The 12402-nt window shown below is 61.7% G+C and carries 11 protein-coding genes and 1 tRNA gene; 8 read left to right on the top strand and 4 right to left on the bottom strand.

What is annotated here, in order from left to right; all coding sequences use genetic code 11:
- Positions 1–134: 134 nt before the first annotated feature.
- A complete protein-coding gene (locus tag ASE36_RS12645; RefSeq protein ID WP_244474732.1) occupies positions 135–1973 on the top strand; it encodes a sensor histidine kinase in 1839 nt (612 codons plus the stop codon).
- Positions 1970–3307 carry a sigma-54-dependent transcriptional regulator gene (locus ASE36_RS12650; RefSeq protein WP_062279817.1) on the top strand — a complete coding sequence of 446 codons (1338 nt, stop codon included), beginning with the start codon at positions 1970–1972 and terminating at the stop codon, positions 3305–3307. The genes ASE36_RS12645 and ASE36_RS12650 overlap by 4 nt, the downstream gene beginning before the upstream one ends.
- Here the strand turns inward: ASE36_RS12650 and ASE36_RS12655 are convergent.
- Complete coding sequence (locus tag ASE36_RS12655; RefSeq protein WP_062279820.1) at positions 3301–4119, bottom strand: HpcH/HpaI aldolase family protein; 819 nt, start codon at positions 4117–4119, stop codon at positions 3301–3303. The genes ASE36_RS12650 and ASE36_RS12655 overlap by 7 nt on opposite strands.
- A 215-nt stretch (positions 4120–4334) precedes the next feature.
- Between ASE36_RS12655 and ASE36_RS12660 the strand changes: the two genes are divergently transcribed.
- Positions 4335–5003, top strand: a complete 669-nt coding sequence (locus tag ASE36_RS12660; RefSeq protein ID WP_062279822.1) for a spermidine synthase — start codon at positions 4335–4337, stop codon at positions 5001–5003.
- Between the two features lie 193 nt (positions 5004–5196).
- On the opposite strand, the gene dgcA is transcribed toward ASE36_RS12660, so the two are convergent.
- Positions 5197–6180 (bottom strand): N-acetyl-D-Glu racemase DgcA, encoded by a 984-nt coding sequence (gene dgcA / locus ASE36_RS12665; RefSeq protein WP_062279824.1) that lies wholly within the window; start codon positions 6178–6180, stop codon positions 5197–5199.
- Between the two features lie 183 nt (positions 6181–6363).
- Here dgcA and mnmA point away from each other — a divergent pair, with 183 nt between their 5' ends.
- The 4 genes from mnmA (at position 6364) to ASE36_RS12680 (ending at position 9575) form a co-directional block, all read left to right on the top strand.
- Positions 6364–7560, top strand: coding sequence for a tRNA 2-thiouridine(34) synthase MnmA (gene mnmA / locus ASE36_RS12670; RefSeq protein ID WP_062279827.1), 1197 nt, complete (start codon positions 6364–6366; stop codon positions 7558–7560).
- A gap of 136 nt (positions 7561–7696) precedes the next feature.
- Positions 7697–7773 (top strand) — tRNA-Met (locus ASE36_RS12675).
- 150 nt (positions 7774–7923) lie between these two features.
- A complete protein-coding gene (locus tag ASE36_RS22225) occupies positions 7924–8451 on the top strand; it encodes a DUF4365 domain-containing protein (protein ID WP_082511045.1) in 528 nt (175 codons plus the stop codon).
- Between the two features lie 38 nt (positions 8452–8489).
- Complete coding sequence (locus ASE36_RS12680) at positions 8490–9575, top strand: hypothetical protein (protein WP_062279829.1); 1086 nt, start codon at positions 8490–8492, stop codon at positions 9573–9575.
- A gap of 12 nt (positions 9576–9587) precedes the next feature.
- Here ASE36_RS12680 and ASE36_RS12685 read toward each other — a convergent pair whose 3' ends face one another.
- Positions 9588–10229: a ThuA domain-containing protein gene (locus tag ASE36_RS12685; protein ID WP_062279831.1), complete on the bottom strand. Its 642-nt coding sequence runs from the start codon at positions 10227–10229 to the stop codon at positions 9588–9590.
- 29 nt (positions 10230–10258) lie between these two features.
- Positions 10259–11359, bottom strand: coding sequence for a Gfo/Idh/MocA family protein (locus ASE36_RS12690; protein ID WP_062279834.1), 1101 nt, complete (start codon positions 11357–11359; stop codon positions 10259–10261).
- Positions 11360–11650: 291 nt separating this feature from the next.
- Between ASE36_RS12690 and ASE36_RS12695 the strand changes: the two genes are divergently transcribed.
- Complete coding sequence (locus ASE36_RS12695; RefSeq protein ID WP_062279836.1) at positions 11651–12235, top strand: transglycosylase SLT domain-containing protein; 585 nt, start codon at positions 11651–11653, stop codon at positions 12233–12235.
- Positions 12236–12402: the final 167 nt, after the last annotated feature.

The following is a 12402-nucleotide window of genomic DNA, read 5'->3' on the forward strand; positions in this document are numbered from 1 at the left end:
GCACTGATTTTTAGAGATTCATGAGATATACTGCAGGAGGAACCGAACCCAAACATGCGAAAATTCACACAAGGTACCTAGCATTTTGTGCGAAAAACCGCACAAATAGCTGTGTCACAACCACCGAGCTGGCTATGCGCTTGAAATTTCTGCATCCCCTGCTCTCCCGCCGCTGGATCGCATTCGTGCTGATTTCGGTCGGACTGCTCTGGGCTGGCCTGTTTGCGAGCGAAGAAGCCTTCAAGCGTTCCGCCATTGTCGGCGTGGTGGAAGAGGCCGAAGCGGATGCCGAGTTGAAGCGCGCGCTGCTTCTCGCCGTTCTTGACCGCTCGCGCAGTCTGCCGTTGGTGCTGGCAGGCGATCCGGATCTTGCTCGAACGCTGGTGAGCCAGCAGCCTCAGGATCTGACCCGGTTGAACGGCAAACTGCAGAGCCTCGCGGAGGAAACCCGTGCCTCGGCCATCTATGTCATCCGGCTCGACGGCACGGCGATTGCGGCCAGCAACTGGAATCAGTCGGACAGCTTCGTCGGCAGCAATTACGGCTTTCGCGACTATTTCAGCAGCGCCCTTGCCAAAGGCAGCGCCGAGCAATATGCGCTCGGCAGCGTCAGCCGCAGGCCCGGCCTCTACCTGTCCCGGCGCGTGGCGGGTGAGGATGGCAAAGCCTTGGGCGTCGTCGTGGTCAAGGTCGAGTTCGGCGAACTGGAGGAAAGCTGGCGCCGTTCCGGCAAACTCACCTTCGTCACCGACAGCCATGGAATCGTGCTGATCACCAGCCAGAATGCCTGGCGCTTCCTGACCATCGCCGACATTCCGCCGAAGGAACTGAGCAAGATCCGCGACAGCCTGCAATTCGGTGAGGCGCCGCTCACCCCCATCCCCATCTGGTCCCTCTTCGACCTTGCCGGATACAAGATGGTGGCGACGGACATGGGCGGCGGCCTGCCCAGCGAGCCCCATTATGCGACCACCATGGCGGTGCCCGGCACCCTCTGGACCCTGCATGTCCTGGCCCCCGCTGTGGCTGCGCTCGATGCCGGCATCTGGGAAGGTCGCCTGATTGCGGTTACCATCGGTGTACCCCTGATTGCCGCTGCCGCCTGGCTGCTTTATCTGAGCGGCCGGGCGTCCCGTCGCCGTGCCGCAGAACAGGCGGCTCGCGCGGAACTCGAACGCCAGGTTGGCCGCCGCACCATCGAACTCACAGAAGCGCGCGACCGCCTCCAGGCGGAGATTGCCGAACACCACGCGACAGACGCCCGGCTGCAGAGCGTCCAGCAGGATCTCGTCCAGGCCAACCGACTGGCGATCCTCGGCCAGGTGGCAGCCGGCGTTGCCCACGAGATCAACCAGCCGGTCGCCACCATCCGCGCCTATGCCGACAATGCGCATGCCTTCCTCGATCGCGGCGACACAACGACCGCCCGCCAGAACCTCGGCCTCATCGCCGACCTCACCGACCGCATCGGCACCATCACCAGCCAATTGCGCGGCCTTGCCCGCAAGGGACGGCTGGTGGCAGAGCCGGTCAACCTGAAAGCGGCCGTGCAAGGCGCGCTGTTCCTGCTGCGCAGCCGCTTTTCCGGCAGCATGGACATGCTGGTCATCGGCCCCATCCCGGACGATCTCGCCGTCACAGGCCAGCGGGTACGCCTCGAACAGGTGCTGATCAATCTCTTGCAAAATGCACTCGAAGCGCTTGAAGGCCGCGACGGCGCCAAGATCGAGGTGCAGGTGGTGCACGTCGATCAGGCTGACGTGGTGATCGCCGTGCGCGACAATGGTCCCGGCATTCCGGCCGCGATCCGCGAAAACCTGTTCATCCCCTTCAACACCTCCAAGGACAGCGGCCTCGGCCTCGGACTGGTCATTGCGCGCGACATCGTCACCGAATATGGCGGCACGATCACCGGCGAAAGCTCTGCTGCCGGCACAACCTTCACCGTCACACTGAAAAGAGCTGAGTCTTGACCGCAGGCATCGAGATCATTCTGGTCGACGACGACACGGATCTGCGCCGCGCCACGCGGCAGACGCTGGAACTTGCAGGTTATGCGGTGCGCGACTTTGCCGGCGCACAGCAAGCGCTTGCCCAGCTGTCGGTCGAAAGCAAAGCGGTAGTCATAAGCGATATCCGCATGGCCGGCATGGACGGGCTCGAACTCTTCGCCCGCATCCATGCCCTCGACCCCGACCTCCCCGTGCTGCTGATCACCGGTCATGGCGACGTCGACATGGCGGTGAAAGCGCTCAAGGACGGCGCCTATGATTTCATCCCGAAACCCTTCCCCGCCGACCGTCTCGTGCAGAGCGTGGCGCGGGCGGCGGAAAAACGCCGGCTGGTGCTGGAAAACCGCCGACTGCGCGAGGCGGCATCTGCCCCCCAGGACGACCTTCCGCTGATCGGCCAGACGCCGGCCATGGAGCATTTGCGCCAGACGCTGCGCCAGATCGCCGACACCGATGTCGACGTGCTGATCGCCGGCGAGACCGGCAGCGGCAAGGAAGTGGTGGCAACGCTGCTGCATCGCTGGAGCCGCCGCGCCAGGGGCAACTTCGTCGCGCTGAATTGCGGGGCGCTTCCCGACACCGTCATCGAGAGCGAACTCTTCGGCCATGAACAAGGCGCCTTCACCGGTGCGCAGAAGAAGCGCATCGGCCGCATTGAGCATTCGAGCGGCGGTACGCTCTTCCTCGATGAGATCGAGAGCATGCCGCTTTCCACCCAGGTGAAGATGCTGCGGGTTCTGGAAATGCGCGAGGTGAGCCCGCTCGGCACCAACGAGATCCGGCCCGTCGACCTGCGCGTCGTTGCCGCCGCCAAGGTCGATCTCGGCGATCCGCAGTCGCGTGGCTCATTCCGCGAGGACCTCTATTACCGCCTGAATGTCGTGACGATCTCGATCCCGCCGCTGCGCGAACGTCGGGCCGATATCCCGTTGCTGTTTGCCCATTTTGCCGCCCGCGCCGCCGAGCGTTTCCGCCGCGATCTGCCACAGATGACGGCGGAGGTCAGCCGCCATCTCGACACCCACGTCTTTCCCGGCAATGTCCGCGAACTCGCCCATTTCGCCGAACGCGTGGTTCTGGGCGTCACCCAGGCGCCCCCGCAAAACATGCCGGCGTCAACGCCCGGTCTCAGCCTGCCCGAACGCATGGAGGAGCACGAGGCGACGCTCATCCGCGAGACGCTGCGCCAGACCCGAGGCGATGTGCGCGAAACCATCGAAGCGCTCGGAATTCCGCGCAAGACCTTCTATGACAAGTTGCAACGCCACGGCATCAACCGGGCGGACTATCAGTAGCCGCCAGAGCCCGACGATATGCCGCCCTTCGACGCCGCCTCCGGATTGCGCATCTCAGCCGCCATGGCAGCGGCAGCCTTGGCAAGCAGCCCCGTATCCGTGGCATTTGCCATGAAACGCACCCCGGCGCGGCGCGCGAGCGTGATCATCTCCGGGTCTCCGGTCATGATGCCTGCCGGCTTGCCCGCAGCCTTGATCTTGCCGATCAGCGCCTCCACCGTCTCCATCACCTCGGGCACCGTCGCCTTGCCGCGATAGCCCATGTCGGCGGATAGATCGGCTGGTCCGATCAGCACGGCATCGACACCCTCCGTGGCGAGGATCGCTTCGGCATTCTCCACGCCGAGGCGGCTTTCGATCTGCGCGATCAGACAGACCTGATCATTGGCCGTTTCGGCATAGTCAGCAATCCGGCCAAAGTTCGAGGCGCGGCCGAGGCTCGCGCCCATGCCTCTGATACCGTCGGGCGGATAACGCAGTGCCTTGGCGAGCAGCGCCGCCTGCTCGGCCGTTTCGACCATCGGGATCATCAGGGTCTGCGCACCGATATCGAGCGCCTGCTTGATCATCCAGACCTCGCCCACCGGTAATCGCACCACCGGATGCGCGGCATGACGGGTGACCGCAGCAAGCTGGGCGGCTATCAGCGGAATGTCGTTCGGCCCGTGCTCGGCATCGATGAGGATCCAGTCGAAGCCGGCCCCGGCGCAGATTTCCGCCGAATGCGGATTGGCCAGCGCCACCCAGAGCCCGGTGAGCAGATCACCACGGGTCTGGAGGGCAGCCTTGAAGGTATTGACGGGGGCGGGCATGGGCAGTCTCCTGGAGTTCTGGTCGGGCAAGAAAACTGAAGGCTTCGGCGGATCGCTTGAAGCCCACCGCGCAGTCTCGGCTCGTCCCCAAGAGCTAGCCCCGGATGGACGAACGCCGCAAGCCTCATTTCATCCCGGATGGTACGGAGGCACCGTTGAACCGGCCGCATGGCCCGTGATACGGGGAGGCAAGACACAGAAAAGGACACGTCCCCATGCTGCCCTGGATCCAGCTCGACACGGCCCAGATTCCCGGCGGCGGAGAGCTGCGCCTGAAGCAACGCGGCACGGAATTCTCCATCATGCTCGGCACCAACGAGCTGATGAACAGCCGGCTCAGCGGCTCGGAAGAAGCGCTCGCCACCCTCGCCATCGAGCGCATCGCCACCCATAAGCGCCCGCATATCCTGATCGGCGGCCTCGGCATGGGCTTTACGCTCCGCGCAGCCTTGGCCGTCCTGCCTCAGGACGCCAAGGTCACCGTCGCCGAACTCGTGCCCGCCGTTGTCGACTGGGCACGCGGCCCGATGGCCGAGATCTATGCCGGCAGCCTCGACGACCCGCGCGTGACCATCCATGTCGGCGATGTCGGCGCCCTGATCGCCAAATCCAGGGGCCAGTTTGACGCCATCCTGCTCGATGTCGACAATGGCCCTGACGGTCTGACGCGCGAAGAGAATGACGGCCTCTATGCCTATGACGGGATTCGCAAATCCAAGACGGCGCTGACGAAAAGCGGCGTGCTGGCCGTCTGGTCGCAAGGACCCGACCCGCGCTTCACCCAGCGCCTCAAGGGGTCTGGCTATGTCGTTGAAGAGATTCCGGTTAGAGCAGGCAGGACAGGTCGTGGCAAGAAGCACATGATCTGGATGGCGATGGCCTGAGGTTCGGCTCGCATTTTGCTGTCAGGAACAAGACCCCCTCTGGCCTGCCGGCCATCTCCCCCACAAGGGGGGAGAGGACTCGCGGCTGCCCTTCCGCCACATCTAGTCGCAGGTTGGTGCCAGGCTCAGACGGCGCGGCTGGGTTAAGCCCTCCCCCTTGTGGGGAGGGTTTGGGAGGGGACTTTCTTCTGGCCTACCCCCAAAGCCCCACGGGCGGCACCGCCATGATCGCCCCGTCATAGACAATCCCCGGCTCCCGATCCCGCGCCAAAAGCAGCGGCCCGTCGAGATCGACAAACGCCGCCCCTTGGCCCACCAGAAAGGCCGGCGCCATGGCGAGCGACGAGCCGACCATGCAGCCGACCATGATCTGAAAGCCCGCCTCCACCGCCGCATCCCGCATGGCAAGCGCTTCCGTCAGCCCGCCCGTCTTGTCGAGCTTGATGTTGACGGCGTCATACTTGCCCTTGAGGGCGCCGAGCGAGGCCGTGTCATGGCAGCTCTCGTCGGCACAAACCGGCAGGACACGATCGAGGCCGAGAAGCGCACCGTCGTCGCCTGCCGGGAACGGCTGTTCGACCAGTTTCACCCCGAGATCGAGAAAGACCGGCGCCAGCGCCTTGTATTGCTCAACGCTCCAGCCCTCATTGGCATCGACGATAATGGCCGATCTGGGCGCGCCCGCCCGCACCGCCCGGATGCGCTCGATATCTCCCTCGCCGCCGAGCTTGACCTTCAAGAGCGGTCGGTGCGCCTCCTTTGCCGCCGCAGCCTTCATGCTCTCCGGCGTGCCCAGCGAGAGCGTATAGGTGACCGACAGCGGCTTCGGCTCTTGCACCTTTGCAAGGTGCCAGACCGGCTTCCCCGCCCGCTTCGCCTCCAGATCCCAGAAGGCGCAGTCGAGCGCATTGCGCGCCGCACCCGGCTTCAGCCGGATCTGCAGCCCGGCACGATCCAGCCCGGCGGCCACCTCAGGCACCAGCGCCGAAAGCACCTCGACCACACTCTCCACCGTTTCACCATACCGCGCATAGGGCACACATTCGCCCTGCCCGACATGCATGCCATCGGTCAGCCGCACCGTGACCACCTTCGCCTCGGTCTTCGAGCCGCGCGAAATCGTAAACGTCCCGGCGATGGGAAAGCTTTGCGCAGTGACGGTCATCTGAACGGGCATGGATGTCCTCCTCAAGCGGACCCCTGCCCGCGAATCGCTGCTCTTGCATGAACAAGCAATCCTTTCTATATCCGTCAACAATCAGACCGGCAGCGGCCGCGGGCGAAAAAGCCCGGCAGACTCGGCCACACTCCCGCAGATAAGGGATCATCAACGGTCGCATGAAGCACAGAGACGAAGCCCGTGAACACGCTGGATTTTGACAAGAGACCGGAAGATACGCGCGTTGTCGTCGCCATGTCGGGCGGCGTGGATTCGTCCGTCGTCGCCGGCATCCTGAAGCGCGAGGGTTATGACGTCCTCGGCATCACGCTGCAGCTTTACGATCATGGCGCCGCCGTCCACCGCGCCGGATCCTGCTGCGCCGGCCAGGACATCGACGATGCCCGCCGCGTTTGCGAAACGCTTGGCATCCCGCATTACGTGCTCGACTACGAACAGCGTTTTCGCGATACCGTGATCAACCCGTTCATGGAAAGCTATGTCGCCGGCGAAACGCCGATCCCTTGCGTCGCCTGCAACCAGACGGTCAAGTTTGCTGATTTGCTTGCGACCGCGAAAGAACTCGGCGCCGACGCGCTGGCAACCGGTCATTACATCCGCTCGAAGTCCGTGCCGCTGGCAAACGATCCCGGCCACCGCGCCCTCTTCCGACCGATCGACAGCGAGCGCGACCAGAGCTACTTCCTCTTTGCTACCACGCAAGAGCAGATCGACTATCTGCGCTTCCCGCTCGGCGGAATGTCCAAGGCGGAGACCCGGAAGCTCGCCGAAGACATGGGCCTCGTCGTCGCCCAGAAGGCCGACAGCCAGGACATCTGTTTCGTGCCCCAGGGCAAATATGCCGACGTGATCAACAAGCTGAAGCCGAATGCGGCGCTTGCCGGCGACATCGTGCATCTCGACGGCCGCGTGCTCGGAAGCCACGAAGGCATCCTGCATTACACCATCGGCCAGCGGAAGGGCTTGGGCGTCGCCACCGGCGAACCGCTCTATGTCATCTATCTCGACGCCCGCTCGCGCCGTGTCATCGTCGGCCCGAAGGAAGCGCTGGAAACCCACCGCGTTTATCTGCGCGACATCAACTGGCTGGGCGACCGGACGCTGGCGGAAGACGCAGCAGACGGCATGCCCTGCTTCGCCAAGGTCCGCTCCACCCGCCCGCCGACCCCGGCCGTGCTGCATGCCGACGAACGCGGCGTCTATGTCGATCTCGAGATTGGCGAAGCCGGCGTCGCCCCCGGCCAGGCCTGCGTGCTCTATTCGGCACCCGGCGCCGACGCCCGCGTCTATGGTGGCGGTTTCATCGAGCGGTCTGAACGTTCGGGCACGGCGGAAGCCTCGCTGAAGGCGCTTCTGGCAAGCCCGGTGGCGGCCTGAGCAGAGGGATGTCTGCTGCGGTGGAAAGCACAATCCTTTTTGCTTTCAACGCGCTTGACTTTGATCGGACCCTCGCCTTATAAGCCGCCCATCGCTTCGGACGGCGACGGCTTCAAGGCCCGAATGTTCGATGTGTGGCGGGGTAGCTCAGGTGGTTAGAGCGTGGGATTCATAACCCCAAGGTCGGCGGTTCAAGTCCGCCCCCCGCTACCAAAGTTCTCCTGTAAGCATACCCATGCTATTCCTAGATGTAGACGGGTTCGCATTGAAGATCCGGCAGCAAGAGCGCACCACCTACGCGCGAAATTTATTGAATCGTCAATCAATTTGAGCTGTAATCGCCCCTGGGGGAGCGTGAGATCGATGATTACAGTTCAGCATACAAAAGAGAGCTTAAGTAGAGCTTTTGTCCATGCCATCGCCGGTAGAGCCGGGGTGAATTGCACTGGAGAGCGTGCATTCGACTATGGCATTGACGGGACTTTCAGACCGGTAACAATACGCGGAAATCGAAGAATCGAGAGCAGCTTCCCGCTAGACTACCAACTTAAGGCCACAAAAAGCTGGAACATTGAAGACACCAACATTGGATATAATCTAGAGTCGAAAACTTACAACGACCTAGTTACCAGAGATCCAGACGGAGTAGGCGCAGTACTAATTCTGTTGTGTCTGCCGCCCGAAGACGAAACATGGGTGGAATTCTCAGAAGAATACATGACGCTCAGAAAATGCTGCTACTACACAGTATTGAGCGGTGAACCGGTCACGAATGAAAATTCGACAAGAAAAATTCTCATTCCTCGCTCCAATGTATTCACTGCCGACGCGCTGCGCGAACTTTTGGAGGCTGAGCGTCGGCGAAAGGTCGGCGACGGGGAGGCTGCATGATGCCGACACACAGCCCTCGCTTCAACCTAGAACCTCGTATGATTGAGCGCTACCTGACAAATCAGGGCTGGAGCGTGAGCACGACTAAAAGCAATCTGCGGAGAATATACTTTCCAGACTCGATTGATAGCTTGCCGGTAGAGGTATTCCTCAACTACGAGAAGTCGTCGTTCTCCCGAGACGTTGAACTCGCCATCACCACCATTTCAGAGTTCTACGAAAAGCATCCAACTGACGTGGTAGCCGAAATACGCGCCCTAGCTTATGATATCATATCAAGCCGTATACCTGACGAATATGTGAGAAACGAAACCATACAGCTAAAGATTGCATCCGAGTACATAGATAAGATGCGATCGTTGCTTGCAGTTTCGGCAACCACGGAGCTGGTTGGAGAGCGGTCTTTCAAGAGAACCCTTAAGGAAGCCACAGATTACTCCGAAACATGCCGCTTCGGACACACATTTCGCGGCAGCTTTGGGTTCCAGATTGAATCACCTCTAGGCCTGAACAATTCACCAGACCTTTTTGACGATACAGCTGAACGTCCATTTGGACGAACGGTGATCGAGCGAATGGTGCGCGGAATGCTCGCTTTGAAAAAAGCAACTCTTGCTGATGACCCTGGGATCATAATTCACGAAAGCAGCGACCTAAGCGCGAACATGTGCGATGCTTTGGTCGCATTGATCGAAGACGTAGGTGTAGCGAAAATTGACATGACGGTGAGGTTCTCTCCTGAATGGAATACCGCTTTTTCCTCGCGGATGGCGGAGATTTCACTGGAAGAGCGGCACGTGGACATACTCAAAACCGCATCCAAAGCGCTGCGAGTCGACGACCCGCCTCGACCAGCAAGCATCGTTGGGAGGGTGAAAAGACTTGAGAGCGAAGGCAATCCCGCTGATTTGCTACAGGAAGGCGCGAAGCGCGAAATAGAGGTTAGCTGGGTTAATGAAGAAGATTTACTCATCCACGTAAAGCTTACACTCTCACCGGAGTCATACCTTGACGCAGTCGATGCCCACAAAGAAGGCAAGCCAGTCATGGCCGAAGGCACGCTTGTTAAGAGTGGCAGGACTTGGCGCTTGGACGAACTGAAGCAATTCAGAGTCTTAGCATAACACTAATCCCCCTCACCGCGCCGCCCAGACCAGCCCTCTCCGCACAATCTCCCGCATCTGCGGCACCTCGAACTCCGCCGCCTGGTGGCCGAGCGAAGAGTAGAACACCCTCCCCTGTCCATGGCGGCGCTTCCAGACGACCGGCATCACATGCCCGTCGATCCAGGCATCATGTTCGCCGGTAAAACGCGTCGTCGCCAGCACCTCGTTGTTGGGGTCGACATGCATGTAATACTGCTCGGAGCGATAGGGGAAATCGCCGATGCCTGACACAAGCGGGTCCTCAGGCTTCACGATGTTGACCGTGTAATCATAGATATTGCCGGGATGGGCGACCCATTGGCCGCCGATCATGTATTGATACTGGACGCAGTCGCGAAAACTGTCGCCGGCCTGCCCGTGGAAGCCGCCGAGGCCGACGCCGCCACGAATGGCGAGCTCTAGGTTCTCGATCTCCGGCTTCTCGATCTTGGTCATCGTCAGCATCGGCACGATCAGACTGTAGTCGCGAATGGCGGGATCGGCAAAGGCCGCCGTGCCCGGCTCGACGCGGACGGAAAAGCCCTCCGCCTGCAGCATGTCGGAGACGAGGGCCGCGCATTGTTCGGGCTGATGCCCGTCCCAGCCGCCCCAGCAGATCAGAGCCTGACGCATGATAAAATCCTTTTTGAAATAACGAGTGGTCAGCGGCCGAGACGGCCATCAATGAGCGAATGCGAAAGCGGCGCCGGCCGCTCGACGCGGGTGGTGATGGCGACGGTTTCGCCCCGGTCGGAAGCTGTCTGGAAGGCCTCCATGACTTCGAGCACATGCAGCGCGAGATCGCCATTCGCCCGATGCGGACGATCCTTGATGATTGCATGCGCCATGTCGGCGAGCCCCAGCGAGCGCCAGTTGCCCTCCGCATAAGGCAGGCTCACCGGCTTGCCCTGCGCTTCGCCGACGACAGGCAAAAGGAAAAGGTCGCCGCCAAAGTGATTGGGATCGGGCACGATCAGCGTCGCCTCCGTGCCGTAGATTTCGAGCGGCGTGTGGCGATGGCCGGCGACGTCGAAGCTCATGGAGATCTGCACCACGGCGCCGTTGACGAAGGACATGAGCCCCGTGACATGGGTCGGCACATGCACCGGGATCACCTCGCCCCGGCGCGGCTCGCTGCCGATCTTTCTGACGTCGCGCACCTTGGTGGCAAAGCCCGCCACATTCTCGACAGGGCCGAGCAGGTTGACGAGATCGGTGATGTAATACGGCCCCATGTCGAGCATCGGCCCGCCGCCTGCCTCGTAGTAGAAATCCGGATTGGGATGCCATCGCTCATGCCCGGGGCACATGAAGAACGCCGTGCCGCCGATCGGCTGGCCGATCGCGCCATCATCCACGAGCGCGCGCGCCGTCTGATGCGCGCCGCCAAGAAAGGTGTCAGGCGCCGAGCCAATGCGAAGCCCCTTCGCCCGCGCTGTCTCAGCCAGCGTCCTGCCCTCGGCGAAAGTGACGCCGAGCGGCTTTTCCGAATAAACATGTTTGCCGGCTTCGAGCGCCTTCAGCCCCACCGAGACATGCGCCTTCGGCACCGTCAGGTTGAGAATAATGCTGATGTCCGGGTCGGCGTAGAGCTCGTCGATCGAGCGTGCCGGAACGTTGAATTCCGAAGCTCGGCTTGCTGCCAGATCGGCATTCAGATCGGCGATGCCGCAGACCTTCAGGATCGGAAACTGCGGCAGGGTTTTCAAATAAGCGCTTGATATATTACCGCATCCGATGATGCCGATGCCGACTTGCTGCATGGTGGCCGCGTCCTCGTTCCCTGATATTGTCTTCCTGCCGGATACGAAGGTGAACCCGTCACCCCTCCTCGCCGTTCCGACACGAAAGCCGCAGACTGGTCGCAAATGCGACAGACGTCAACGCAGCCCGGGGCATTTTCCCGAGAGAAGATGCAACCGTCCAAGACGTCCGAGCAGGCACTGTTCCCAGATCAAGGGCCAGATCTGGGGATGCCAGATCGAGGGGCCGACCGGAAAACCTTTCGTTAAATTTTAGTGAATACAATGACGGGCCTGTAGCGAGGTTTTGTCATGCGTACCGCTCTCATATCCGCCCTCGGCGTCATGCTGATGCTGTCGGCCTGCGCCAAGCCGCCCTCCCAGACGCGCAACGCCTGCGCGATCTTTGAGCAGCGCGACGGCCTGTTCAACAACTGGCGTCGCGCCGCCGTGTCAGCCGAACGCGAATACGGCGTGCCGGTGCCGATCCTGATGGCGACGATCTACACGGAATCCAGCTTCCGCCATAACGCCAAGCCGCCGCGCAAATGGTATCTCGGCTTCATCCCCGGCAAGCGGGCCTCTTCCGCTTATGGTTATTCCCAGGCGCTCGACGGCACCTGGGATCGCTACCGCCAGGAAACCGGCCGCTGGGGCGCCCGCCGCACCGATTTCGCCGACGCGATCCGTTTCATTGGCTGGTATCACCGCGAGACGGCAGACAAGCTGAAGATCCAGCTTAACGACCCCTATAATCTCTACCTCGCCTATCATTCCGGTCTCACCGGCTACCTGCGCGGCGCCTACAAGAACCGTCCGGAAGCGCTGAAGGGCGCCAAGCGGTTTACCGAGATCACCTATACCTATGCGCGGCAGCTGCAGCAGTGCCCGGGGTGAGGGTGAAATAAGTAAATAGCTGAGCGTGGTGCGAGGGGTACCCCCCTCTGTCACTTCGTGACATCTCCCCCACACGGGGGGAGAGTGGCCGCAGGCGCTTTCGGTCACCCCACGGAATAACCGGCTATCCAATCACAACTTCGCTCGATTGAGCCGAGGCGTATCCG

The organism is Rhizobium sp. Root274, from assembly GCF_001429245.1.
GTDB lineage: Bacteria > Pseudomonadota > Alphaproteobacteria > Rhizobiales > Rhizobiaceae > Allorhizobium.